At 71.5% G+C, this 25,883-nt stretch carries 23 protein-coding genes; 14 read left to right on the top strand and 9 right to left on the bottom strand.

Going from position 1 to position 25,883, the window contains the following annotated elements:
- Positions 1–19: 19 nt before the first annotated feature.
- Entirely contained in the window at positions 20–991 is a 972-nt protein-coding gene (locus tag ASG45_RS00340) for a LacI family DNA-binding transcriptional regulator (protein ID WP_055833076.1), read from the bottom strand.
- Positions 992–1,139: 148 nt separating this feature from the next.
- On the opposite strand from ASG45_RS00340, the gene ASG45_RS00345 reads away from it, so the two are divergent.
- From ASG45_RS00345 to ASG45_RS00370, 6 genes are all read left to right on the top strand, one after another.
- Positions 1,140–2,639, top strand: a complete 1,500-nt coding sequence (locus ASG45_RS00345; protein ID WP_055831932.1) for a mannitol dehydrogenase family protein — start codon at positions 1,140–1,142, stop codon at positions 2,637–2,639.
- 43 nt (positions 2,640–2,682) lie between these two features.
- Entirely contained in the window at positions 2,683–3,687 is a 1,005-nt protein-coding gene (locus ASG45_RS00350) for an L-idonate 5-dehydrogenase (RefSeq protein ID WP_055831935.1), read from the top strand.
- Between the two features lie 35 nt (positions 3,688–3,722).
- Positions 3,723–5,123 (top strand): MFS transporter, encoded by a 1,401-nt coding sequence (locus ASG45_RS00355; RefSeq protein WP_055831937.1) that lies wholly within the window; start codon positions 3,723–3,725, stop codon positions 5,121–5,123.
- A 104-nt stretch (positions 5,124–5,227) separates the two neighbouring features.
- Complete coding sequence (gene manD, locus ASG45_RS00360; protein WP_055831938.1) at positions 5,228–6,454, top strand: D-mannonate dehydratase ManD; 1,227 nt, start codon at positions 5,228–5,230, stop codon at positions 6,452–6,454.
- A complete protein-coding gene (locus ASG45_RS00365; protein WP_055831940.1) occupies positions 6,444–7,076 on the top strand; it encodes a bifunctional 4-hydroxy-2-oxoglutarate aldolase/2-dehydro-3-deoxy-phosphogluconate aldolase in 633 nt (210 codons plus the stop codon). Before manD ends, ASG45_RS00365 begins: the two co-directional genes overlap by 11 nt.
- Positions 7,077–7,182: 106 nt before the next feature.
- Positions 7,183–8,115: a sugar kinase gene (locus ASG45_RS00370; RefSeq protein ID WP_082516385.1), complete on the top strand. Its 933-nt coding sequence runs from the start codon at positions 7,183–7,185 to the stop codon at positions 8,113–8,115.
- Positions 8,116–8,269: 154 nt separating this feature from the next.
- Here ASG45_RS00370 and ASG45_RS00375 read toward each other — a convergent pair whose 3' ends face one another.
- Positions 8,270–8,626 (bottom strand): sterol carrier family protein, encoded by a 357-nt coding sequence (locus ASG45_RS00375; protein WP_055831942.1) that lies wholly within the window; start codon positions 8,624–8,626, stop codon positions 8,270–8,272.
- A 156-nt stretch (positions 8,627–8,782) separates the two neighbouring features.
- On the opposite strand from ASG45_RS00375, the gene purD reads away from it, so the two are divergent.
- Positions 8,783–10,054, top strand: coding sequence for a phosphoribosylamine--glycine ligase (gene purD / locus ASG45_RS00380; protein WP_055831943.1), 1,272 nt, complete (start codon positions 8,783–8,785; stop codon positions 10,052–10,054).
- Positions 10,055–10,089: 35 nt separating this feature from the next.
- Here the strand turns inward: purD and ASG45_RS00385 are convergent, their stop codons facing one another.
- From ASG45_RS00385 to ASG45_RS00410, 6 genes are all read right to left on the bottom strand, one after another.
- Positions 10,090–11,373, bottom strand: coding sequence for a glycosyltransferase (locus ASG45_RS00385; protein WP_055831945.1), 1,284 nt, complete (start codon positions 11,371–11,373; stop codon positions 10,090–10,092).
- 45 nt (positions 11,374–11,418) lie between these two features.
- On the bottom strand, positions 11,419–12,048 hold the full coding sequence (locus ASG45_RS00390; RefSeq protein WP_055831947.1) for a TetR/AcrR family transcriptional regulator: 630 nt from the start codon (positions 12,046–12,048) through the stop codon (positions 11,419–11,421).
- 9 nt (positions 12,049–12,057) lie between these two features.
- The gene (locus ASG45_RS00395; protein ID WP_055831949.1) at positions 12,058–12,717 is read right to left on the bottom strand and encodes a hypothetical protein; all 660 of its coding nucleotides are present in this window, start codon (positions 12,715–12,717) and stop codon (positions 12,058–12,060) included.
- A gap of 272 nt (positions 12,718–12,989) precedes the next feature.
- Positions 12,990–14,546: an MFS transporter gene (locus tag ASG45_RS00400; protein ID WP_055831950.1), complete on the bottom strand. Its 1,557-nt coding sequence runs from the start codon at positions 14,544–14,546 to the stop codon at positions 12,990–12,992.
- Positions 14,543–15,166, bottom strand: a complete 624-nt coding sequence (locus tag ASG45_RS00405; RefSeq protein ID WP_055831952.1) for a PadR family transcriptional regulator — start codon at positions 15,164–15,166, stop codon at positions 14,543–14,545. Before ASG45_RS00405 ends, ASG45_RS00400 begins: the two co-directional genes overlap by 4 nt.
- Before the next feature lie 324 nt (positions 15,167–15,490).
- Positions 15,491–17,218 (bottom strand): BCCT family transporter, encoded by a 1,728-nt coding sequence (locus ASG45_RS00410; protein WP_055831954.1) that lies wholly within the window; start codon positions 17,216–17,218, stop codon positions 15,491–15,493.
- A 78-nt stretch (positions 17,219–17,296) separates the two neighbouring features.
- On the opposite strand from ASG45_RS00410, the gene ASG45_RS00415 reads away from it, so the two are divergent.
- The 7 genes from ASG45_RS00415 to ASG45_RS00445 all read left to right on the top strand — a co-directional run bounded on the left by ASG45_RS00415 (position 17,297) and on the right by ASG45_RS00445 (position 24,831).
- Positions 17,297–18,259, top strand: coding sequence for a phosphoribosylaminoimidazolesuccinocarboxamide synthase (locus tag ASG45_RS00415; RefSeq protein ID WP_055831955.1), 963 nt, complete (start codon positions 17,297–17,299; stop codon positions 18,257–18,259).
- Positions 18,260–18,372: 113 nt separating this feature from the next.
- Positions 18,373–19,710, top strand: a complete 1,338-nt coding sequence (locus tag ASG45_RS00420; protein WP_055831956.1) for a uracil-xanthine permease family protein — start codon at positions 18,373–18,375, stop codon at positions 19,708–19,710.
- 527 nt (positions 19,711–20,237) lie between these two features.
- The gene (locus tag ASG45_RS00425; protein ID WP_156458681.1) at positions 20,238–20,435 is read left to right on the top strand and encodes a hypothetical protein; all 198 of its coding nucleotides are present in this window, start codon (positions 20,238–20,240) and stop codon (positions 20,433–20,435) included.
- Between the two features lie 125 nt (positions 20,436–20,560).
- Positions 20,561–21,889, top strand: a complete 1,329-nt coding sequence (gene nhaA / locus ASG45_RS00430; protein WP_055831959.1) for a Na+/H+ antiporter NhaA — start codon at positions 20,561–20,563, stop codon at positions 21,887–21,889.
- A gap of 192 nt (positions 21,890–22,081) precedes the next feature.
- Positions 22,082–23,437, top strand: coding sequence for an MFS transporter (locus tag ASG45_RS00435; RefSeq protein WP_055831961.1), 1,356 nt, complete (start codon positions 22,082–22,084; stop codon positions 23,435–23,437).
- Between the two features lie 97 nt (positions 23,438–23,534).
- Positions 23,535–24,047 carry a glycosyl transferase gene (locus ASG45_RS00440; protein WP_055831962.1) on the top strand — a complete coding sequence of 171 codons (513 nt, stop codon included), beginning with the start codon at positions 23,535–23,537 and terminating at the stop codon, positions 24,045–24,047.
- On the top strand, positions 24,040–24,831 hold the full coding sequence (locus ASG45_RS00445) for a MerR family transcriptional regulator (protein ID WP_082516387.1): 792 nt from the start codon (positions 24,040–24,042) through the stop codon (positions 24,829–24,831). Before ASG45_RS00440 ends, ASG45_RS00445 begins: the two co-directional genes overlap by 8 nt.
- A gap of 18 nt (positions 24,832–24,849) precedes the next feature.
- Here the strand turns inward: ASG45_RS00445 and ASG45_RS00450 are convergent, their stop codons facing one another.
- Complete coding sequence (locus tag ASG45_RS00450) at positions 24,850–25,863, bottom strand: LacI family DNA-binding transcriptional regulator (protein ID WP_055831966.1); 1,014 nt, start codon at positions 25,861–25,863, stop codon at positions 24,850–24,852.
- Between the last annotated feature and the right edge of the window lie 20 nt (positions 25,864–25,883).

Raw genomic sequence — 25,883 nt, forward strand, 5'->3', positions numbered from 1 at the left:
AGGTCGACCGCGCCCCGCGTCAGCGCGCGAGCGCGCGCGGGGGCGCCGTCGAGCCGCGCACGATGAGCTGCGACGGCAGCACGGTCTCGCCGATCGACGCCGCGCCCACCATCGCCTGCAGCAGCAGGTCGACCGCGAGGGCGCCGGAGCGCGCGATGGGCATGCGCACCGTCGTGAGGCTGGGCGTGACCGCACCGGCGAGGTCGATGTCGTCGATGCCGACGATACTGACGTCGTCGGGGCACACACGGCCGAGCTCGGCCATGCCCGCTTCGAGGCCCAGGGCGACCAGGTCGTTGTAGGCGATCACGGCGGTGGCGCCGCTGGCCGCGGCGGCGGCAGCGCCCGCGCGTCCGCCCTGAATGGAGGCTGCGTGGTGGCTCAATCTCGACAGGCGGATGCCGAAGCGTTCGCAGGCGCGAGCCACGGCGCCGGCCCGCTGTTCGTCGGCCCATGAGCCGTGCGGCCCCGACGCGTACGCGACATGGTCGTGGCCGAGGGCCGACAGGTGCTCCACCGCCTGCGTCGGTCCTCGCTCGGCATCCATCACCACGCACGGGGCACCGGCGAGGACGCGGTTGATGACGACGTGCGGAGTGTCGCCGACCAGCGAGAGGACCTCGGCCTCGGGCAGTCGCGGCGAGCACAGCAGCAGACCGTCCGTGCGGCCCGCGAGCTCGATCGATTCCCGTTCGCGGCGCAGGTCTTCGTCGGCATCGAACAGCACGATGCGGTGGCGGCCGTGCCACGCCTGGCCCTGGATGGCTTTGAGCAGGGTGGCGTACACGGGGTTGGCCGCGTCGGGGACGACCACCGCGATCGTGCGGGTGCCCGTGGCCACCTGGGGGGTGGCGTAGCCCAGCTCGACCGCGGCGCGCCGGACACGGTCCAGCGTGGCGGGGGCGAGGCGGTCGGGTTCGCCGAAGGCGCGCGACGCGGTGGCGATCGACACGCCCGCGTGCCGTGCCACCTCCGTGAGGTTCGCCGCCATGTCCACCCCCATACCTCTGTCGTCCCATCATCGGGCATGCGGTCGTGAAAAAGGTTGACAAGTTTGTACAAACACAGCACACTGCTTTCATGCCGATCATCGACGATCCCCTCATGGCGAGCCTTGCCGCGTCGCCGGGAGCCCGCGCGTGACCGCCCGACTGCGCCGCGACGCGCCGACCTCGACGGCCTCCCTGCCCGACGCCCCCGCCGCCGCCGGGATCGTCCACCTGGGCCTCGGCAGCTTCCACCGCGCCCACCAGGCCGTGTACACCGCCGCCGCAATGCGCGCGGCAGGCGGCGACTGGGGCATCGTCGGCGTCGCCTCGCGCTCGCGCCGCGTCGTCGACGCCCTGCACGCTCAAGACCACCTGTACACCGTCGCGACGATCTCGCCCACCGGCACCACGCTCGAGATCCCGGGGGCGCACACCGATTCGTACGTCGCCGCCGACGACCCGGCGCGCGTCGTCGCCGACCTCGCCGATCCCCGCATCCGCATCGCCACCCTCACGGTGACCGAGAACGGATACAGCTACTCGCCCTCGACGCAGCGCCTCGATGTCGACGACCCGATCGTCGCGGCCGACCTGCGCGGCGGCGACCCCCGATCGAGCATCGGGCAGCTCGCCCGCGGCCTTCAACGCCGCGCCGCGGCCGGAGGGGAGCCGATGTCGATCCTCAGCTGCGACAACCTGCTCTCGAACGGCTCCCACACCGAGAAGCTCGTCCGCGCCTTCCTGCAGGAGCTGCCGGATGCCGAGGGCGCCGATGCACTGACCTACCTCGACCGCGCGGTGAGCTTCCCCTCGAGCATGGTCGACCGGATCGTCCCCGCCACCACCCCGGAGTTCGCCGATCGCGTGGCCGGCCTGCTGGGCGTCCGCGACGACGTACCCGTCCCCGCCGAGCCGTTCACGATGTGGGCGATCGAAGACCGCTTCGCCGGCGGCCGACCCGCGTGGGAGGCCGGTGGTGCCGTCTTCACCGACGAGGTCGGCGCCTACGAGCAGCTCAAGGTGCGCCTGCTCAACGGCACGCACTCGCTCATCGCCTACCTCGGCGCGCTGCGCGGCGTGCCCACGATCCCGGATGCCATCGCCCTCCCCGACGTCGAGGCCGCCGCCGCGGCCGTCCTGCGGCACGAGTACGAGCCGTCCGTGACCGCGCCCCGGGGTGTCGACATCGAGCAGTACGAGCGCGAGCTCTTCTCCCGCTGGGGCAACAGCGCGCTGGGGCACCGCACGAGCCAGGTCGGCTCCGACGGATCGGTCAAGCTCGGCCAGCGCATCCCCGGCCCGGTGCGGCACGCCCTCGATGGTGGCGGGTTCCCGCACCTGATCGCGCTCACCGTCGCGGCCTACCTGGCCTGCATCGCCCCGCCCGCCGGCTTCGATCCCGGTCCGCACGCGGCGGCCATGACCGATCCCGCACGCGCGCGTCTGACCGCGGGCCCCGCCCGCGGCGGCCGTGACCTCGCCGCCCGCGCCATCGTCGACCTGCACCTGTTCGGCGAGGACCTCGCCCATCGCACGGCGTTCGTCGATCGGGTCGGCGACCTGCTCGACACCATCGTGCAGCGCGGCGTCGACAGTGCGATCGCCGACGCCCTCGCAGCATCCGATGTCCTGGCACCGACCACCCCCTGACCACCCGGCGCTCTGCGGAGCGCATCGACACGAAGGAGACGCGATGAAGCTTCTCGCAATCCACGGCGCAGAAGACATCCGCTGGGAAGACCGACCGTCACCGGAACCCGGTGCGGGGCAAGTGCGCCTGCGCGTGCGGTACGTGGGCATCTGCGGATCGGACCTGCACTACTACTTCCACGGCAAGAACGGCGAGTACGCCGTTCGCGAGCCCCTGACACCCGGTCACGAGCTGTCGGCCGAGGTCGACCTCGACCCCTCCGGGCGCCTCGCCCCGGGCACGCCGGTCACGGTGCACCCCGCGCGATTCGGACCGTCCGTCGAGGGCTTGGAGGACCGCCCCCACCTGCGTGCCGGGGGCGACTACCTCGGCAGCGCCGCGGGCTTCCCCCACCGCCAGGGTGGGGCGGCCGAGCTGATCGTCGTCGAGGACCACATGGTGCGCGTGCTGCCCGAGGGGCTGACCCTGGAGCGGGCGGCCCTGGCGGAACCCCTCGCCGTCGCGATCCACGCCGTGAGCGTGGCCGGCGACCTCGCCGGTCGACGCGCCCTGGTCATCGGCTCCGGCCCCATCGGCCTGCTCGTCGCCGCCGCCGCCGTGAACGCGGGCGCCGCGGTCGTGGGCGCCAGCGACGTGCGGCCCGAGCCCCTCGAGCGAGCCCGCGCCCTCGGCGCCGAAGAGACGTTCCTCGTCGGCACCGACGCGATCGCGCCCGAGTCGTTCGACGTCGTCTTCGAGTGCTCCGGCGTGGGCGTCGCCCTGACCCAGGCGATCCGCGCGGCCCGCCGGGCGGGCACCGTCGTGCAGGTCGGCATGCTCCCCGACGCCGAGATCGGGGTGAACCTCGCGCCGATGCTCGCCAAGGAGCTCACCCTGCGCGGCGCGTTCCGCTTCTCGACCGAGATCGACGACGCCATCGACCTCCTCGCATCCACCGATGCCCTCGACGCCGTCGTCTCGCACGTCATCCCCGCCACCGACGCGGTCGCCGCGTTCGCCACGGCGCGCGACTCCTCGGCATCCGCCAAGGTCCTGCTCTCCCTCTGACACCCGACCCGTCATCACTACAAAGGAGTAATCCGATGAGCAACTCTTCCGCCCCCGGCGTCGATGCCTCGACGTCACCGCCCGTCGTCAAGAGGTCGACCGGCGATCTCGCCCGCGCCGCCGTCTCGGGGTGGCTCGGCACCGCGCTGGAGTTCATGGACTTCCAGCTGTACTCGCTGGCCGCGGCCCTCGTCTTCAGCCAGATCTTCTTCGCCGGAGGGGATGCCGCCATGGCGGTCGTGCTCGCCATGGCGACCTATGGCGTGGGCTACGTGGCCCGCCCGGTCGGCGCGTTCTTCTTCGCCCGCATCGGCGACAAGATCGGCCGCAAGCAGGTGCTGTTCTACACGATCCTGCTCATGGGTGCGGCGACCACCCTCATCGGCGTCCTGCCGACGTACGAGCAGGTCGGCATCCTGGCCCCGATCCTGCTGGTGATCCTGCGCCTCGCCCAGGGCTTCGGCGCGGGAGCGGAGATCTCGGGTGCGGGCGTCATGCTCGCCGAGTACGCCCCCGACAACCGCCGCGGCGTCGTCGCCTCGCTCGTCGCCCTCGGCACCAACTGCGGCACCCTGTTCGCCTCCGGCATCTGGGCGATCCTGCTCGCCGTGATGATGGAGAGCGACGTCATCGCGTGGGGCTGGCGCATCCCCTTCATCGGCAGCGCCATCATCATGCTCTTCGCCCTGTGGGTGCGCTTCAACCTCAAGGAGAGCCCGGTCTTCGAGGAGCGCACCGACGTCGTCGACGGCAAGGCGCTCTCGCGCGCCGAGCTGCAGAAGGTCGCCACCGAGACCAACGACGTCCGCACGCTCGAGTCGCTGCAGAAGAAGCCGATCAAGGCCGTCCTCGTGTCGTTCTTCCTGCGGTTCGGTCAGGCCGGCAACTCCGGCATCGTGCAGACCTACCTCATCTCGTTCATCACCATCACCCTCGCCATCTCGAAAGAGGTCGGCCCCGAGATCGTGATCGTGTCGTCGCTGATCGGCTTCATCACGATCCCGCTCGTCGGGTGGCTCGGCGACAAGGTGGGTCGCCGCCGGATGTACATCGTGATGTCGGCGCTGTCGCTCGTGCTGATCGTCCCGACCCTGCTGCTGATCAACTCCCGTGAGGTGGGCTGGATCTTCGTCGGCTACGCGCTGATCCACAACATCTCGGTGCTGGGTCTGGCATCCATGGAGAACATCTCGATCCCCGAGATCTTCGGTGCCCGCAACCGCTACACCCTCACCGCCGTCGTCCGCGAGATCGCGGCCATCATCGCGACGGGCATCGGCCCGGTCGTCGCCGCCGCCTGGGTGGCCGCCGTGACGGGCAGCATCATCCCGATCATGGTGCTGATGGGCATCTTCACCGCCTCGGCTCTGGTGGCCGCGCTCGTGGCACCCGAGTGGACCGGTCGCGACCTGCGGGATCCCCGCCCCGCGATGTGATCCCGCGCGGGCCCGCCGTCGTCGCGGGCCCGCTCCCGGGCGGGCTCGTGACGGCGAGCCCGCCCGTTCGCCGCCCCCTCCCCTCTCGACCAGAAAGACCCCGCATGAGCATCGCCACCGTCGACGTCATCGTCACGAGCCCCGGCCGCAACTTCGTCACCCTCAAGGTCACCACGTCCGACGGCGTCGTCGGATGGGGGGATGCCACCCTCAACGGCCGCGAGCTGTCGGTGGCGTCGTACCTCTCGGACCACCTCGCGTCGATGCTCATCGGCCGCGACGAGGACCGCATCGAGGACACCTGGCAGTACCTCTACCGGGGTGCCTACTGGCGCCGCGGCCCCGTCACGATGGCCGCGATCGCCGCGGTCGACATGGCGCTGTGGGACATCAAGGCCAAGAAGGCCGGGATGCCGCTGTACCAGCTGCTCGGAGGGGCGAGCCGCGACGGCGTGCGCGTCTACGCGCACGCCTCGGGCACCGACTTCGCGGCCCTCTCGAACGCCATCACCGGCTACCGCGAGCTCGGCTTCACGGCCGTGCGCGTGCAGACCGGCGTTCCCGGGCTCGGCCAGATCTACGGCGTCTCGGCCGCCGGCCCCGGTGTGCGCTACGACTACGAGCCGGCGAAGCGCTCCGGCGACCGGCCGGCCGAGGAGACCTGGGACACCCGTCAGTACCTGAACCACATGCCCGGGGTCTTCTCGCAGATCCGCGAGGAGTTCGGCACCGACCTGCGCATCCTGCACGACGGCCACCACCGCATGTCGCCGATCGAGGCCGCGCGCTTCGCGAAGGACATCGAGCCCTACGACCTCTTCTGGCTCGAGGACGCCACCCCCGGCGAGGATCAGACGGCACTGCGCCTCATCCGCCAGCACTCCACCACCCCGCTCGCGATCGGCGAGGTGTTCAACACCGTCTACGACTACCAGACGCTCATCACCGAGCGTCTGATCGACTACGTCCGCTCGGCCGTCACCCACACCGGCGGCATCACCGCGATGAAGAAGCTGCTCGACTTCGCCGCGATCTACGGCATCCGCTCCGGCATCCACGGCCCCACCGACATCTCGCCCGTCGGCATGGCGGCGGCGCTGCACCTGGATCTCGCGATCCACAACTTCGGCATCCAGGAGTACATGCCGCACAACGAGCAGACACTCGAGGTGTTCCAAACCTCCTTCACCTTCGACCGGGGCTTCCTGCACCCCGGCGACCAGCCCGGTCTCGGCGTGGAGCTCGACGAGGAGGCCGCCGGTGCGTTCGAGTACACGAAGGCCTACCTGCCCGTGAACCGCCTGCTGGATGGGACCGTCCATGACTGGTGAGCTTCCGTTCCGCACCGTCTCGTCGAAGCTCGTCGTGGTCGCCCGCGCGTCCGCGGCCTCGGACTACGCACCGGTGCTCGCAGCCCTCGCCGAGGCGGGCGTGCAGAGCGTCGAGCTGACCCTCACGACGCCGGGCACGTTCGACGCCTTCGCCGAGCTGCGCGGGTCGTTCGACGGCGACCTCGGCATCGGCACGGTCACGAACCTCGACCAGCTCGAGCGCGCGATCGCCGTCGGCACCGACTACGTCGTCACCCCGATCACCTCGACCGCCCTGGTCGAGCACGCGGTCGCCGCCGGCATGCCGATCGTGCCGGGAGGGCTCACTCCCACCGAACTGTTCGCCTCGTGGTCGGCGGGCGCCTCGGCGGTCAAGGTGTTCCCGGCCGGCCAGGTCGGCCCCGGCTACCTGAAGGATCTGCGCGGACCGTTCCCCGACATCGCCGTCGTCCCCTCGGGAGGAGTGGATGCCGACAGCGCGGCCGCGTGGCTCGCGGCGGGCGCGGTGGCGGTCAGCGTGGGCGGGCCTCTGCTCGGCGACGCGTTCCGCGGCGGCGATCTGGGCGCGCTGCGCGCGAGGGCCGAGCGGTTCGTCGCGGTGTGCGCGGGGGTCTCGGCGTGAGCGGCGCCTCCCCGGCGGGTCGGGCCCGCGCCGCGACCTCGGCGGTCGGCCGTTCCGGCGTCGCGCGCACAGCTGCGGGGTCGGCCTGCGACGCGGGGGACGGCTCGTGACCCGCGTCGTCACCCTCGGCGAGACCATGGCGCTCGCCCGCACGACCGAGATCGGGTCGCTCCGCCATGCCGCGGGCCTCGCGCTCGGCATCGGCGGAGCCGAGAGCAACGTCGCCGTCGGGTTGCGGCGCCTGGGCGTCGACACCGGGTGGCTCGGCCGCGTGGGCGATGATCCCCTCGGCGAGCGCATCGCGCGCGAGTTGCGCGGCGAGGGCCTCGACGTGCACGCGCTCGTCGACACCGATGCGCCCACGGGGCTCATGCTGAAGGAGCGTCCCTCCGCGGCATCCACCGCCGTCCACTACTACCGACGCGGTTCGGCCGGCTCGCGCCTCGCCCCCGGCGACCTCCCGGTTCGATGGATCGAGGATGCCGACCTGCTCCACGTCACGGGCATCACCCCGCTGCTGTCGGCCACGGCGCACGACACGGTGCTCGCCGCCGTCGATCGCGCCCGCGCCGCGGGTGTGCCGGTGAGCTTCGACGTGAACTACCGCTCCGCGCTGGCCGCCCCCGATGTCGCCGGGCCGATCCTGCGCGAGATCGCCGAGCGTTCGACGCTCGTGTTCGGCGGGGTCGAGGAGTTCGCCCTGCTGACCCCGGATGCCGCCGACTCCCTGCTCACGGCGGGCGTCGAGCAGGTGGTGGTCAAGCGCGGTCCCGCGGGGGCGGCGGTCTTCACCGAAACCGGCCTCACCGAGGCGCTCGGTTTCGTCATCGACCCCCTCGACACCGTCGGCGCCGGAGACGCGTTCGTCGCCGGCTACCTCAGCGCCCACCTCGAGGGACTCGACGTCGCCGACGCGCTCGTGCGCGCCAACGCCTGCGGGGCGATGGCGTGCCTCGTACCCGGCGACTGGGAGGCGGCCCCGACCCGCCGCGACCTGGTGCGGTTCCTCGCCGGCGGCGGCGACCCGGTCCGGCGCTGACGAGGCGCACCCCTCGGCGCCCCGCGAGGACGCATCCGTTCGTCGAGACCGCACGTGTTCGTCCGCAATACCGTGCGGCCTCGGCGAACGAATGCGGTCTCGGCGCCCACAGGTGGCGTCTCGGCGCGAGCGCGCGGGCGGCAGGCGGGCGGGCCTAGGGCCGCAGCGGCAGCAGCGCGCTGATGTCGGCGCGCACGCCGGAGGCGACGATGCGGCCGGCGGTCACGGCATCCGCCCAGTGCTCCCGCCCGGTGGCGACGGCGATCCAGGTGGCGGCGTCGGTCTCGACGACGTTGGGCGGGGTGCCGCGTGTGTGGCGGGGGCCCTCGATCACCTGCACCGCACCGAAGGGCGGTACGCGCATCTCGACGGAGTTGCCGGGAGCCTTCTCGACCAGGAGCTGCAGCAGGTAGCGCACGGCGGTGGCCGTCGCCGTGCGCGGGGCGTCACCCGCGGCCACGGCCGCGAGCGCCGCGCGGCCGTCACCGGTCTCGATTCGGCGGGGAGGCATGCCTCCACGGTACCCGCGCCGCCTCCCCCGCGTCGCCCGGGTCGCCCATCCCCGGGTCCCCCCTTTAAGTGTCCAGGACACGCCGCATCGCCTCGAGCGGATGCGGCGTGTCGTGGACACTCAACGGCGAAAGGCCCCGCTCGGTAGGCTGGCCGAGTGAGAATCCTGGTCCTCGGTTCGGGCGCGCGCGAGCACGCCATCATCCTCGCGCTGCGTTCCGAAGAGGCCTCGCACGCCATCTTCGCCGCGCCCGGCAACGCCGGCATCGCCCGCGAGGCCCACCTCGTCGACCTCGACCCGCTCAACCCGGCCGCCGTGCTGGTGTTCGCCAAAGCCGAGGCCATCGATCTCGTCGTCGTGGGACCCGAGGCGCCGCTCGTCGCCGGTGTCGCCGATCCGCTGCGCGCGCACGGCATCCCCGTGTTCGGTCCGGGCAAGGCCGCGGCCCAGCTCGAGGGGTCGAAGACCTACGCGAAGCGGATCATGGATGCCGCGGGCGTGCCCACCGGACGCTCGGCGCGCGCGCACGACCTCGCCACCGTCGAAACCGCCCTCGACGAGTACGGCGCCCCCTACGTGGTGAAGGCCGACGGACTGGCCGCGGGCAAGGGCGTCATCGTCACCTCCGACCGCGAGGCCGCCCTCGCCCACGCCGAGACCTACCTGCCCACCGGTGCGGTGCTGATCGAGGAGTTCCTTTCCGGCCCCGAGGTGTCGCTGTTCTTCCTCAGCGACGGCGATCGCGTCGCGCCCCTCAGCCCCGCCCAGGACTTCAAGCGCCTGCGCGACGGCGACGAGGGCCCGAACACCGGCGGCATGGGGGCGTACTCCCCCCTCCCCTGGCTGTCGGAACGCTTCGGTGGCGAGACCGAGTTCGTCGACCACGTGACGCGCGCGATCGCGGAGCCCGTGATCCGGCAGATGGATGCCGAGGGCACCCCGTTCATCGGCCTGCTCTACGCCGGTCTCATCCTCACGGAGCAGGGCGTGAAGGTCATCGAGTTCAACGCCCGCTTCGGCGATCCCGAGACGCAGGTCGTGCTTCCGCGCCTGGTCGACCCCCTGTCGCGACTGCTGCTGGCCGCAGCCTCCGGCACGCTCGACAACGAGCCCCGCCCGGCCTTCGCCGACGCGACCGCCGTCACCGTGGTGCTCGCGAGCGAGGGCTACCCCGAGGCGCCGCTGACCGGTCGCGTGCTGACGGGGATCGACGAGGCCGAAGAGGTCGACGGCGTGCACGTGGCCCACGCGGCGACGGCGCTCCGCGACGGCGAGCTCGTCGCCACCGGCGGACGCGTGCTCAGCGTCGTCGCCACCGGCTCCACGTTCGGCGAGGCGCGCACCGCGGCCTACGCCGGGCTCGAGCGCATCGGCCTCGAGGGCGGGCAGTACCGCACCGACATCGCCGCGCGCGTCGTCGAGGCCTGACACCGGGGGTCTCGGCGCTCCCGCCCGGAGCGAGATCAGCGGCGGCGCGCCGCGAGCATCTTCTCGACGTCGTCGACGAGCCCGGGGGCGCCGGGCGCGACCGCGATCGCGTCGCCGATACGGCGGGCGCGGGCCGCGTAACCGTCGTCGGCGAGGATGCGTTGGACGGCTGCGCGGACGGCATCCGGAGTCGGACGCCCCGTGCGCAGGTTGACGCCCACCCGGGCGTGCTGCACGCGCGCGGAGGTCTCGACCTTGTCCTCCGAGTCGCCGGCGATCACGATCGGCACGCCGTGGCGCATCGCGTGGTGAAGGCCCCCGTAGCCGCCGTTGGTCACCAGCACACTCGTGCGGGCGAGCAGGTCGTCGTAGGGCAGGTAGCTCGCGGCGAAGGCGTTGTCGGGGAGGACGGGCAGGGTCTCGACGTCGCGCCCGCCGGTGGTCACGACTACCTGCACGGGTAGGTCGGCCAGTGCCGTGAGCGTCGGCTCGATCACCTCGGTGTAGTCGGTGTTCGCGACCGTTCCCTGCGTGACGTGCACGAGCGGCCGGGTCGGGTCGAGGTCGTCGAACCACTCCGGTGCCGCAACAGGATGGGCGGCGGCGGATGCCATGGGGCCGTAGAACCGGAGCGCCTCCGGGGCGTCGCGTCGGGCGTACTCGAACTCCTGCACCGTGAACTGCGCGAGCAGGTCGCTGCGCGAGAGGACGTCCATGAAGAACGCGCCGTTCAGGGGCGGCGCGCCGACGCCCGCGAGGAAGAGATCGAGCGAGCGGTGCACGGGACGCAGCACCGTCTTGGCCGTCACCCCGAGCACGCCGTTGCGCAGGCGGTTCAGCGTGGGGTGCCGGAGCGGCGTGATGCCGAGTCCGTACGGGGCCGTGTCGCGGCTGGAGAAACCCGCGGGCCCGATGCCGCACATCACCGTGAGGGGGCGCTGAGAGCGCGTTCGTGCGAACAAGGTCTGCACGCCGAGGAAGGTCATGTCGTGCAGCACCACGTCGGCGGGTTCGTCGTTCAGGATCTGGTCGAGGGCGGCCGCCGCCGGGGCAGCGGGATCGACGAACGCGCGCTCGACCCCGCGGTTGATGGTGGCGAGTCCGCGGTCGCGTTCGTCGGCGCCGATCCCGTCGAGCGTGTCCGCCTCGGCGGGAAGGGGGAGGAACAGGATGCCGGCCTGCTCCACCATCCGCTGGTACCGCGACCCGGTGAGCAGGCGCACGCGCCACCCGCGCCGCTGCAGTTCCTGCGCGACGACGAGGAGCGGGCCCACGTGGCCTGTGGCGGGCATGCTGCACAACAGGGCGGAGGGTGTCATGTCTGCGTCTTTCGAGGATGACCCTGTCCGCCGACGGGCGGGGGTCTAGGCGAGGTTGTCGGAGAGGTGGACGAGCTGCGCGGTCAGCCAGGTGCGGTAGGCGGCTACGTCCCACCCGCGGGCCACGGTGAGGTGCGTCCACGGATCGGGGCCGGTGAGCAGCCCCAGGACGTCGGCGGCGTCATCGAGCTGGTCGACGCGGATGCGGTCGCGCTGCTCGAACCAGCCCGCGGCGATCGTCATGTCGCGGTGGCGCCGCATCTCGAGGTCGAGGTAGGCGGCGCGCGCCTCGGGGTCGCTGTCGGCGGCGGCCACCATCGCGCGCACGATCGCCGCCGAGCGCTGATTGGCGTCGATGAGGAAGTCCACGTACCGGGCGATCGCGGTATCGGTGTCGGGCTCGCCCATGATGGCGACGAGCTCGGGGCGCTCGGCGAGCGAGTGCCGCCCCTCATCTCCCGCGAACGTGCGCTCGAACGCCGCGATGAGCAGACCGTGCTTGGGTCCGTTCAGGTGCACCGTGGGCACCGACACCCCCGCCTCGGCCGCGATCGCCTTGATCGAGGTGGCGACGTACCCGTCGCGCACGAACAGCCGGGCCGCCGCCTCGACGATCGTCGCGCGGGTCTCGGCGGCGTCGGCCTGCCGTCGGGGAGAGTGGTAGCTACGGGGCACGGGAGAACGCTACTTCGCCGCCGCGACCGTCGACCGGAAGATCACGAGCCCCGCGACGATCTGCGCGCCGGTGGAGACGAAGTACATCGCGTTCGACAGCGCCTCGATGGTGCTCACGGTGAGGACGACGCCGAGCGCGAAGCCGACGAGAGCCAGCACCAGGACGGCCCAGCGTGCCGCGCCCGTCAGAACCCCGGCGCGGACGATGACGATGCCGCCGATCAGCAGAGCGATGCCCTGCACGGCGCTCACGGCGACCAGGAACGCCATCGCCCCCTCGGTGAACACGGCGGACGGCATCAGGTAGGCCGTGACGAGGTACATGCTCTGGTTCGCGAGGAACAGCGCCCCGAACCCGAGAAGCGCGACCTTGCCCACGAGAGACGAGCCGACGGCGCCCTCTCCGTCGCCCCGGCCCAGCGCGAGCGGGACCATCGCCGCGACATGGGCGAGCGTGCTCGCGAGGAAGAACACCCAGAAGGCGGTCGCCGGCCCGGATTCGGTGGCGACGTCGGCGGTGAGCTCGACGGCGGTCGCCGCGGTGAGCAGCACCCCGCCGACGACGATCAGGATGCCGGCGGTTCGGGCCCACCGCGGGCGGGTGCCGGTCGTCGCGGCGTCGCTCTCGACGGCGGTGCGGGTGGCGGTGTTCGGGGCAGAGGTGATCATGGATGCTCCTGCGAGTGACCGGGATCGGACGGCGGCTCGTTTTGACTATAGCGGCGTATAACTGAATATGGAACCGCCCGCCGTGACGCACCGCCGATCGCGTCGCGGGGGCCCAGCGGAGGAGCCGTGACGAGCGGAGGACCGCCGGACCGGCATCCGTCCTCCCTCCGCCCCAGCTCCTCCCCTCGTCACCGCCGCGAGCGTCCGAACCCTGAGCGCGAACGACGAACGCCGCCGCCCCGCGGGGGACGACGGCGTTCGCGCGTCGGACGTTACTCGCCCGCGACGGCCGGAGCGGCCTGCGCCTGCGTGGCCGGCTCGGCCTCGCGCGGGGCACCGTGCGGGCGAATCATCGACGGGCGACGCATGAACAGCACGGCGACCAGGCCGACCGCGATCACGATGATCGGCAGCAGCAGCGATTGCCCCATCGCCGCGGAGAAGCCATCGACCACCTGCGGCGGAAGCGTGCCGCCGCCGAAGCTCGCCCCGGCATCCGCGGCCCCCGGCAGGTTCGCCTCGAGACGCGCCTGCATGAACGCGGCGATGGATGCCGAGCCGATCACCGAGCCGACGGTGCGCGTGGTGTTGTAGATGCCGGCGCCGGCACCCGCCTGGCGCGGCGGCAGGTTGCGCGTCGCGGTGGTGGCCAGCGGGCCCCACATGCCGGCGTTGCCGATGCCCATGAAGGCCGCGGGGATGAGGAAGGCCCAGATCGGCGCGTCGTTCAGGATGAGCGCGGCGTAGAGCCCGAGCGAGCCCCCGACGAGCAGCAGACCGGGGACGAGCAGGAATCGCGGGTCGGTCCGGTCGAGCAGCTTGCCCGCGAAGGGCGCGAGCACGCCCGACAGGATCGCCAGCGGGATGAGCAGCAGCGCCGACTCGGTCGGGGTGAGGCCACGGGCGAGCTGCAGGTAGAACATCTGCGGCAACGCCATGCTCGTCACGGTGAAACCGACCGCGGCGATGGCGAGGTTCGCGATCGAGAAGTTGCGCTCCCGGAACAGTTCGAGCGGCACGAGGGGTTCGCCCTTGCTGCGCGCCTGCGTCCAGATGAACACGCCCATCACGACCACACCGGCGACGACCATCGCCCAGATCCACGCCGCCCACGAGTAGTGCTCACCCTCTTGCAGGCCGAACACGATGAGGAACAGACCGACGGCGCTCAGCACGACGCCGAGGATGTCGAACTTGTGCGCGGTGCGCGGCAGCTGGGGCACCAGGATGACCGCGGCGATGAAGCCGATGATGCCGACGGGGATGTTGATGAAGAAGATCCACTCCCACCCGAGGCCGTCGACGAGCAGGCCACCGGCCAGCGGGCCGACGAGGGTGGCGACACCGGCGGTCGCTCCCCACAGACCCATGGCGGCGCCGCGATTCTGCGCCGGGAAGGTACGGGTGATGACGGCCATCGTCTGGGGTGTCATGAGGGCGGCGCCCAGACCCTGCACGGCGCGAGCGACGATCAGCATCTCGAGCGAGGGGGCCAGCCCGCACGCGAGCGAGGCGAGGGTGAAGATCGCGAGGCCCGTGAGGTAGACGTTCTTCGGGCCGAAGCGGTCGCCGAGACGGCCGGTGATGAGCAGCGGCACGGCATAGGTGAGCAGGTAGGCCGAGGTGACCCACACGACGTTGTCGAGGTTGTTGGTGTCGGGGTCGAGGGCGGCCTTGATGGCGGGGTTCGCCACCGAGACGATCGTGGTGTCGACCAGGATCATGAAGAACCCGATGACCAGAGCCCAGAGGGCGGGCCAGGGGCTGCGTTCGGTGCGGGTGGATCCCGTACGAGTGGATGCCGCGGAGGCGGCGCGGGAGTCGGTCATGGGGTGGTCTCCTTTGAGACGCGGCGCTTCTTCTTGATGTGTTCGGGGATTTCGGCGATGCCCCAGGCGAGGGAGCGGTCGGCGAGACGCGCACGCAGGGAGTCCTGCCACGCGAGTTCGGCGTCGAGCAGAGCGGACTGCCGCTGCAGCTCGACGAGGAATTGTTCGGGGGTCTCAGACGTGGCGGCCTTGTCGAGACCGGCGCGATGCTCGTCGACCGAGGAGAGGAGCAGGCCGCGGCGTCGGTCGAGCAGGGCCATGACCTCGTCGCGCGGGAGGTTGTGGGCCTCCGACAGCGCGACGCGGAAGTCACTGGCCCGGTCGATCTGGGGGAGCTCGGCGCGCACCCACTGCTCGACGGCCCGGCGCCCGGCATCCCGCAGTGTGTAGGTGGTGCGCTCGGGGCGGTTGCCGTCGCGATCGACGCCGACCTCGGCGAGCAGGCCGTCGCGTTCGAGGCGGGCGACCGCGTGGTAGATCGTGCCCTTCTGCAGGGGGACGAGGCGATCGTCGCCCCGCTCCTTGAGCAAGCGCACCATCTCGTAGGGGTGCATGTCGGCCTCGCGCAGGGTGGCGAGGATCATGACCGCGATCGGGGTGAGGCGGGGCTGTTCCGGCATCCGTCCCCCTCATGGTCCGTGTCGACTAGTCCACGTGGACTATACGCTCTCGGACGGCGGGACGCGAGCTCGCGGGTTGAACGTTGAGTGTCCAGAACACGCCACAGTCGGGGCGCTCCATGCGGCGCGTCTTGGACACTCAACGGGCTCGCGAGCGCGGCGACTCACGCGCGCTTGCCGGGGAGCGGGGAGCGCGTGCCGGGGAGCGGGGAGCGCGGAGCGCGGAGCGGGCCAGGATGCCGCGACGCGAAACGCGAATGTCCACGACACCCGGGCCGCGTGGCGCGGCATCCGGGAGTCGTGGACGTTCAGCGGGACCGCGCCCTACGACTCCGACGACGCCGGAGCGTCCGAGTCGGGAGCCGAGGCGGTGACCGACTTGCGCGGACGCCAGCGCGCCGGCAGGCCGAAGATGCCCCGCTGGTTGGGCTCCTCGACCTCGAGGCCGTAGTGCTCGCCGATCGAGTCGCGCAAGTGCGCGCGCTCGGCCTTGTCGTACGCCTTCATCTCACGGCGGAACGCCACGACCGTGGCCCAGCAGATCGCCAGCAGCACGACGCTGAACGGCAGCGCGATGCTGATCGCCGCCGTCTGCAGCGCGGTGAGACCACCGGCCAGCAGCAGGGCGAACGCGATCAGCGAGGTCGCCAGGGTGAAGAAGATGCGCACCCACCGCTTGGGCTCCTCTTCGCCGCCCGTCGCGATCATTCCCATCACCAGCGCGCCCGAGTCGGCCGAGGTGACGAAGAAGATCCCGATGAGCACGAGGAAGCCGATCGCCAGGAACACGGTGCCGGGAATGCCCTCGAGCATCTGGAACAGCGCGGTCGAGACGTTCACCGAGCCGTCGGAACCGAGCAGCGACACGCTGCCGGTGAGCTCGCCGTAGATCGCGGTGCCACCGAGCACGGTGAACCACAGGATGCCGACGAGCGTGGGCACCAGGATCACGCCGGTGACGAACTCGCGCACCGTGCGGCCGCGCGAGATGCGCGCGATGAAGATCCCCACGAAGGGGGCCCACGAGATCCACCAGCCCCAATAGAACGAGGTCCAGGTCCCCTGCCAGGCGACCCCGTCTTCACCGGAATAGGCGCTGGTCGTGAACGACAGCCCGACGAAGTTCTGGATGTAGTTGCCGATCGACTGCACCACGTCGCGCAGCAGGAACTCGGTGGGACCGGCGAACAGCAGGTACAGCATGAGCGCGCCGGCGAGCACGAGGTTGATGTTCGACAGCCACTTCATGCCCTTGCCGACACCCGAGAGCACCGAGAACAGCACGAAGCCGGTGATGATGCCGACGATGATGGCCTCGCTGATCGCCGACGGCGCCACGATGCCCAGATAGTCCAGGCCGGCACTGATCTGGATGACGCCCAGACCCAGCGATGTCGCCACACCGAAGAGCGTGCCGACCAGGGCCGCCACGTCGACGGCGTTGCCCCAGGCGCCCTGCACGAGGCGCGCCCCGAGGATCGGCTCCAGCGCCCAGCGGATGGTGCGCGGGCGCTTGCGGCGGTGGAACGCGTAGGCGAGGGCGAGGCCGATGACGACGTAGATCGACCAGGCGTGCACGCCCCAGTGCAGGAACGTCTGCGACATCGCCTGCTGGGCGAGCTGGTTCGGGGTCCCCTCCACGCCCGGTCGGGGCTGGGCGAAGTGGCTGAGCGGCTCGCTCACGCCGTAGAACACCAGGCCGATGCCCATTCCCGCCGCGAACAGCAGCGAGAACCACGACATGGTCGAGAACTCGGGCTCGTCGTCGTCCTGGCCGAGCTTGATCGTGCCGAAGCGACTGAAGCCCATCGCGAGGGCGAAGACGACGAAGAACGCCGCGATCAGCACGTAGTACCAGTTGAAGGCCGAGACGATGGTGGTCTGGACGGCGCCGAAGGTGGCTTCGGCCGCGTGGGGGAAGAGCATGGCGAAGGCGATGAACGCCAGAGCGATGCCGGCGGCGGGCCAGAAGACCCAGCCGCGAATGGTCTTGTGGCGACTACCCAGGTGTGGGTCGATGTTCACCGCGGTGTCGGGGGCTGCCTCGGTCATTCCTCCGAGGGTAGTCAACAGCCGCGCGCGAGCCCGGGGGCGGGCACCGCGAGGCCGCATATGACACAATCCGCGCCGATGAAGAGGCCGCGCCTCCGCAATAATGAGCGTGTGACCACCGCTCCCCCGCTCGAGTTCCCCGGCTGGCGCCACATCTACTCCGGCAAGGTGCGCGATCTCTACGTTCCCGCCGGCACCGCCGACGAGGCCGCCCCGACGCACCTGCTGGTGGTCGCCAGCGACCGCGTGAGCGCCTTCGACCACGTGCTCGCCCCCGGCATCCCCGACAAGGGCACGCTGCTGACCACGCTCAGCCTGTGGTGGTTCGACCAGCTCGCCGGCGCCGATGGCGGTCGCGGCATCGCGAACCACCTCGCGGCCGACCACGCCCTCGTGGGCGACGAGGCCGTCGAGCTGATCCCGGATGCCGTGCGCGGACGCGCCATGCTCGTGCGCTCCCTCGATATGCAGCCGATCGAATGCGTCGTACGCGGGTACCTCACCGGATCGGGCTGGGCGGAGTACCGCGACTCGGGCACCGTGTGCGGCATCCCGCTGCCCGCCGGCCTGAACGACGGCGACCGCCTGCCGGAGCCGCTGTACACCCCGGCGTTCAAAGCGCCCATGGGCGAGCACGACGAGAACATCACGTTCGAGCGGTCGGTCGAGCTCGTCGGCTCCGACACCGCCGAGGCGCTGCGCGAGCTGTCGCTCGAGATCTACCGCCGCGCCGCCGCCACCGCCGAGGCGCACGGCCTGATCCTCGCCGACACCAAGTTCGAGTTCGGATACGACGCCGACGGCGTGCTGACACTCGCCGACGAGGTGCTGACCTCGGATTCCTCCCGCTACTGGGATGCCGAGGCCTGGCGCACCGGGTCCACCGCGGCCGAGCGCATGGCGAGCTTCGACAAGCAGATCGTGCGCAACTGGCTCGCCGACAACTGGGACAAGCAGGGCGAGCCCCCCGCGCTCCCGGCCGAGATCGTCACCCGCACCCGCGACCGCTACGCCGAACTCCTGCGCCTCCTGACCGCCTGACCCCTTTCCCCCTCGCGAGATCACGCGCCGTCGCCGAGACACCACGACACGGCGTGTGACCTCGCCGATGCCGTGTGATCTCGGCATCCGATCACGACCTCACGAGGAGACACATGTTCCGCTGGAAGCTGCACGGAAACGGGCGCACCGTCGCACCGGGAGCGGTCGTCGCACCCGGCGAGCGCCTCAACTGGGGCGCCACGGTCGCGATCGGCCTTCAGCACGTCATCGCGATGTTCGGCGCCACCTTCCTGGTGCCGGTGCTCACCGACTTCCCGGTGTCGACGACGCTGCTGTTCTCGGGCGTGGGCACGCTGCTGTTCCTGCTCGTCACGCGCAACCGCCTCCCCAGCTACCTCGGCTCGTCGTTCGCGTTCATCGCGCCGGTGACCGCGGCCACCGCGACCGCGGGCATGGGTTCCGCCCTCGCGGGCATCGTGGCCGTCGGCATCCTGCTCGCCGCCATCGGCTTCGTCGTGCAGTTCGTCGGTCTCGGATGGGTCGACAAGGTCATGCCGCCGGTCGTGGCCGGCGCGATCGTGGCCCTCATCGGCTTCAACCTGGCGCCCGTGGCGTGGTCGAACTTCCAGCTCCAGCCGCTGCCCGGCACCATCACGCTGGTCGCCGTCATCCTGTTCAGCGTGTTGTTCCGCGGCTTCCTCGGCCGCATCTCGATCTTCCTCGGCGTGATCGTCGGCTACGTCGCCACCGTGCTGATCCAGGCCGGCACGGGCGAGAAGCTCATCGACTTCGCCGCTGTGGAGGCCGCTCCGTGGGTGGGCTGGCCCGAGTTCCACCTCGCCGACTTCGCCTCGCCGCAGACGTGGTCGGTCATTGCGATGTTCCTTCCCGTGGTGCTGGTGCTCGTGGCCGAGAACGTCGGCCACGTACGCGGGGTCGCCGCCATGACCGATGCCACCGCCAACCGCTCCACCGGCCGCGCCCTCATCGCCGACGGCGTGGCGACGACCATCGCGGGCACCTTCGGCGGATCGGGCACCACGACGTACGGCGAGAACATCGGCGTGATGGCCGCCACCCGCGTGTACTCCACGGCCGTCTACTGGGTGGCCGGTCTCGCAGCGATCGTGTTGAGCCTGTCGCCCAAGGTGGGCGCCGTGTTCAACACCATTCCGCCGGGCGTGCTCGGTGGTGTCACCACGGCGCTCTACGGCCTGATCGGCATCATCGGCATCAAGATCTGGGTCGACAACCGCGTCGACTTCTCGCGTCCGGTCAACCAGTACACCGGCGCCGTTGCGCTGGTGCTGGCCATCGCCGGCTTCACGATGCAGTTCGGCGACTTCCAGCTCGGGGCCATCGTGCTGGGCTCGGTCGCGGCGCTCGTGATCTACCACCTCGGCAACGCCATCGCCCGAGCGCGCAAGACCGGCGCCGACGACGGCGGCCCGATCCCCGCGGTGGGGCCGCTGGGCGGCGACCCGAACTGACGCCGGGCGCGCCCCTCGCCGGGCGCCCTCCTCGCCGAGACCGCATCCGTTTGCCGAAACCGCACGCGATTGCCGCCGAAAGGCTGCGGTCTCGACAATCGGATGCGGTCTCGACGGCGCAGGCCGCCCGGGCGCCACGGCGAACCGACCCCCGCCGTCCGGGGCGCGACGGCGGGCCGAACTCCTGATCAGTCACGCGGCCGGGAGCGCTCGTGGGCGGAAACGCCGGCGATGCTCGGGAAACTCAGGAGTTCGGCCCGTCGGTCCCCCGCCCCGCGCGTGCAGACCCGCGAGCGCGCGCACCGCGCGGGCAGGCCGGCAGCCGGCGTGGCGGGGGTACGCGCACCGGGCGGGCGGACCCGCCTAGCCCCGCTCGCGGGCGGCGGCCGCGGCTGGCGGCGAGGCGCAGCACACCCGCCGCCGTCCCGCAAGCGGGCATACGCCGCACACGGGCGTCGATAGCGTCGGGCCTCTCGGCGAGGGTGCCCGACCGGCGCCTCGCCACCGATGACGAGGAAGGCACGATCATGGCATCCGGAACCTCCGACCCCTCGCAGCCCGCGGCGGACGAGAACCTGCACGACGCGCCCGACGACGAGGGCACGCCCAAGCCGGGCGGCCTGGGCGCCGACGGGACCATCCCCAACGATCCCGACGGGGTCGCGGCCGGGCACTCCGCCACCGCCTCGCACTTCAACCCGGAGGAAGACGAGCAGTCCGACTGACCGCTCCTCGCTCGGTGACCGGTGGTGCGGACCGCCGGTCACCGTCGTGCCTGTCGCGTAGAATGGATGACGGTGCGTCGGGAAGTCTGGTCGACATTCTGTCGACCGACCCCTGAGGAATCCCGATGACCCAGAACGACCTCCGCGCCCCGCGCTGGCCCGGCTACGCCGAAGTGCACCGCGTCACCACGATCCTCCGCCGCGAGTCCGTCGGCGGCCTGCTGCTCGTCATCGCGGCGGTCGTCGCCATCGTGTGGGCCAACTCGCCCGCCTCCGACTCCTATTTCGCGCTGCGCGACTTCCGCTTCGGCTACGAGCCGTGGCACCTCGAACTCAGCGTGGGCGCCTGGGCGGCCGACGGCCTCCTCGCCATCTTCTTCTTCCTCGTGGGCCTCGAGCTCAAACGCGAGATCGTCGTGGGCAGCCTCCGCCGATTCCAGACGGCCATCGTGCCGGTCACCGCCGCCGTCGCCGGTGTCGCCGTCCCGGCGCTCATCTACATCGCGGTCGTGCACACCCAGCCGAGCCTGCTCGCCGGCTGGGCCATCCCGACGGCGACCGACATCGCTTTCGCCGTCGCCGTGCTCGCGTTGGTGGGGTCGCACCTCCCGGGTCCGCTGCGCATCTTCCTGCTGACCTTGGCCGTGGTCGACGACCTCATCGCGATCGCCATCATCGCGATCTTCTACACGAGCGACATCGCCCTGCTGCCCCTCGGCGTGTTCGCCGCGCTCGTCGTGGTCTACGGAGTCATCGCCCATCGCGCACGCGCGTGGTTCGCGCGCACCCCCTGGGCGGCGTGGGTGGTGCTGCTGCCGATCGGTTTCGCGGCGTGGGCGTTCTTGCACGCGTCGGGCGTGCACGCCACCATCGCCGGTGTCGCCCTGGCCTTCACGATCCCCGTGGGGCCCTCGCGTCGGCGGACGAACGCGGGCACCGACCTCGCCGAGCAGTTCGAGCACCGGTTCCGTCCGATCTCGGCCGGCATCGCTGTGCCGATCTTCGCGTTCTTCGCCGCGGGGGTCGCCGTGGGCGGGGGCGACGGCATCGTCCGAGCGCTCAGCGACCCGGTGACCATCGGCGTCGTGGCGGGTCTGGTGCTGGGCAAGCCCCTCGGCATCCTGCTGGGTGTGCGCCTGCTCACGCTCGTCACCCGCGTGCGTCTCGACCCGGCGCTGCGGTGGATCGATCTCGCCGGGGTCGGGTTGCTGGCCGGCATCGGCTTCACCGTCTCGCTGCTGATCGCCGAGCTGAGCTTCCCCGACGGCTCCCCGCACACCGACGACGCCAAGATCGCCATCATGGTCGCCTCGCTCCTCGCCTCGCTCCTGGCGTCGTGCGTGCTGCTCGTCCGCAATCGCCGGTACGCGCAGCTGGCGCGCGACGAAGCGGTGGATGCCGACGGTGACGACGTCGCAGACGTGTACCAGCAGCCGTCGAGCGGCGACCGCTGAGTCCCGACCGCGCGTCGCACGGCGACCGCCGCATCGCGACGGGGAGTCCCCCCGCCCGCGGGCCTCGCCGTGCGCCGGCCTGTGCGATGCATCCATTCCCCTCCTCGGATGCTGTGTCGTGGGCACAGCGGGCCGCGGGTGGCGCCTTCCTAGCCTGGGGAGGTACCGCAAGACACGAGGGAGTGCCTGGACATGGACATCGCGAACGACATCGACGATCGGCAGCTCAACCCGCGGGCGCAGCGCCGCCGGGCGGTGATCGGAAGCTCCGTCGGCACGGTGATCGAGTGGTACGACTTCACCCTCTACGGACTGGCATCCGCTCTGGTCTTCGCGCCGCTGTTCTTCCCCGGCGGCGGTCAGTTCGCCGGGCTCCTCGGCGCCTTCGCGACCTTCGCGGTGGGCTTCGGCGCTCGTCCGATCGGCGGCCTCATCTTCGCGCACTTCGGCGATCGCATCGGCCGCAAGGGCACGCTGCTGGCGACCCTGCTCATGATGGGCATCGCCACGACCCTGATCGGTCTGCTCCCCACGGCCGAGTCGATCGGGATCTGGGCTCCGATCCTGCTCATCGTCCTGCGTCTGTTCCAGGGTGCCGGCGCGGGGGCCGAGTTCGCCGGCGCGATGACGATGGCGAGCGAGTCGTCCGAGACGCGCAACCGGGCGTTCATCGCCGGATTCCCGGGCGCCTCCGTCTACCTCGGCATGGCCCTCGCGACGGCGACGTTCGCCCTCATCAGCCTGCTCCCGCTCGAGCAGTTCCAGGCGTGGGGCTGGCGTATCCCGTTCGTGGCCAGCATCGTCATCGTCGCCTTCGCGCTGTACTTCCGCCTGCGGGTGACCGAGACCGCGGCCTTCTCGGCGGCCGAGCGAGACGGCGAGGTGTCGCGCGCGCCGCTCGCCACCGCGGTGCGCTCGCACTGGCGCACCCTGCTGGCGGGCATGGCGTTCTTCGTCTTCGCGCTGCCGTGGGTCTACATCGTGCAGACGTTCTCGATCTCGTACACCACGGGCACGTTGGCCGTGAATCCGACGCACGCGCTCATCGCGCTCATCGTCGCCGAGCTGCTGACCATCCCCGCCACGCTGGGGTTCGGTCGGCTCGCCGATCGCATCGGGCGAAAGCCGGTGCTGCTCGCGGCGGCCGTGTTCGCGATCGTCTTCGCGTTCCCGATGTTCCTGCTGTTCCAGACCGAGAGCTCCGTTCTGGTGGGCGTCGCCCTCGTGCTCGGCTTGGCCATCGTGCAGGGGGCGACGATCGGCGTCAGCGCCGCGATGCTCGCGGAACTCTTCCCCACCCGCATGCGGTGGAGCGGTATCGCGATCTCGCGTGAGATCCCGGCGGCTCTGGTCGGGGGCACCGCGCCCCTCGTCGCCACCGCGCTCGTCGGCCTCGCCGGCGGGGCACCGTGGTTGGTCGCGGCCTATCTCGTGGGACTCAGCATCATCGGCGTCGTCGGCATCTCGGCTCTGCCCGAGACCCTGCACCGCGAGGAAGTCGACGACGAACCCGCACCCGGGGTCGGGGCGAGCACCGCACGACGCTGACGTCGACGCTGCCGGGGAGGCGGGGCCCCGGCAGTGCCGACGACGGCTTCGCACTCGAGCTTGACCCTCACGCGGCGTCAGGCCCGAGCCTGGGGGAATGAACGACACCTTCGACGCCTTCGACATCAGCCCCGTCCCGCCTCCCGGCCCCGCCGCCGTCGCGCCTCCGCTGTTTCGCGGCCTCTACGGGATGCCGATGTTCGTCACCGTGCCGACGGCCGATCTCGCGGCCTCCGTCGACTTCTGGACGCGGGGGCTCGGGTTCTTCGAGCTGTTCGGCATTCCGGGGCAGATGGTGCACCTGCGCCGCTGGGCTTTCCAGGACGTGCTGCTGACGGTCGGCGATGCGCCCGCCGTCGCACCGGCGGCCAGTGTGAGCTTCGCCTGCGTGATCGACCAGATCGGCCCGCTCGTCGAGTCGCTGCGGACAGTCGGGATCGACGCCGGGCCACGGGACACCCCGTGGAACACCCGCGACGTCGAGATCGTCACGCCCGAGAACGCCCGCGTGCTCTTCACCGCCGCGAAGGTCTTCGACCCGACCACCGCGGAGGGGCGCAATCTGCAGGCCGTCGGCATCGGGCGCGACGACAATGAGTCGCATGACTGACCAGGGGATGCCGGTGGGCGAGACGGCCACCCGGCTCGGCCTCACCGTGCGCACTCTGCACCACTGGGACGAGATCGGCCTCGCGCGCCCCGCGGCGCGATCCGCCGCCGGGTACCGCCTCTACACCGACGACGACCTCGAGAGACTGCGCCGCATCGTCGTCTACCGCGAGCTCGGACTCGACCTCGACGCCATCCGCGCCGTGCTCGACGAGCCCGGCGGCGACGTCGCGTCGCAGCTGCGGGTGCAGCGCGCCCAGCTCACCCGGCGCATCGCGCAGCTGCGCGACCTCGACGACGATCTGCAGCGCATGATCGCGGCACAGGAACACGGCATCCTGCTCTCCGACGAGGAGCAGCGCGAGACGTTCGGCCCGGGGTGGAACACCGCGTGGCCCGCCCAGGCGCGCGAGGCGTACGGCGCATCGGCGCAGTGGCAGCAGTACGCCGAGCGTTCCGCCTCGCGCACGGCCGGTGACTGGGCGGCCGTGACCGAGACGGTCGCGACGTTCGACGCCGAGCTCGGCGCCGCGGTCGATGCGGGAGCGGTGCCCGGAGACGCCACCGCGAACGCGCTCGTGGAACGCCACCGCGAGGTCTTCTCGCAGTACTTCCCGATCACCCGGCAGATGCAGGTGCACCTCGGGCGCATGTACGCCGCCGATCCGCGCTTCGCGGACCACTACGACGCCGTGCGGCCGGGCCTCTCGACCTGGCTCCGCGACGCCATCGAGGCGAGCGCTCGCGCGCACGGGATCGATCCCGACACGGCGGCCTGGGAGTGACGGCCGATCGCGAGAGTCTCAGGCCGAGTCGCGCTCGATGACCTCGGTGGGCAGGATCGTCGCGTGCGCCGCGGGGCGCCCGGCGAGGATGTCGAGCAGAACGGATGCCATGTGCCGCCCCTGCGTCAACGACGGCTGACGCACGGTGGTCAGCGCCGGGCGCAACGCGGTCGACACGGCGGAGTCGTCGAACCCGATGACGGCGAGGTCGCGCCCGGCCTCGAGCCCCTTGTCGCGCAGCGCCGCGTAGGCGCCGCGGGCCATCAGGTCGCTGGCGACGAAGAGCGCGTCGGGCAGCGGGCCCGCTGACAGGATGCGGCTCATCGCCAGCGCGCCGCCCATCTCGGTGAAGTCGCCGTCTTCGATCGCCGCGGGCTCGACGCCCGCCTCGCCGAGCGCGTCGCGAAAGCCCTGCAGGCGGTCGATCGCGGCGGGCATGTCGAGCGGGCCCGAGATCGTGCCGATGCGGCGGTGACCGCGCGCCAGCAGATAGGCGGTGGCGACACGACCGCCCTCCACGTTGTCGACGTCGACGTAGTAGTCGTCGGCGCGCACGCGGGCCGGGCGCCCGCCGTAGACCACGGGCACGACGTCGGCCACGCGGTCGAGGAAGGTGTCGCTGGTGTGGTGCGAGGCCACGATCGCCCCGTCGACGCTGCCGCCGCGCAGGTACGCCAGAGCCTTGGCGCTGGCGTCGTCGCTGGCGATCAGCATGTTCATGATGTAGTCCGACTCGCCGACCACCTCGCCGATGCCGGCGACGATCGAGGCGAAGAACGGGTCTCCGAAGAAGCGTTCCGTCTGCTCGGGGATGACGAGGGCGATGGCCCGGGTCTGCCGACTGGCGAGGGAGCGCGCCGCGCGATTGGGAACGTACTGCAGTTCGTCGATCGCGCGGCGCACGGCTTCGAGGGCGGCCGGGGAGACGGCGGTGGAACCGTTGACCACGCGCGACACGGTCGAGCGTGACACACCGGCCCGCGCCGCGACCTCTTCGATCGTGGCGGTGCCCCGCACGGGTGCGAGTTCCATCGCGTTGCCTCCTCGACCCC

This window comes from Microbacterium sp. Leaf436, from assembly GCF_001424715.1.
Taxonomy (GTDB): domain Bacteria; phylum Actinomycetota; class Actinomycetes; order Actinomycetales; family Microbacteriaceae; genus Microbacterium.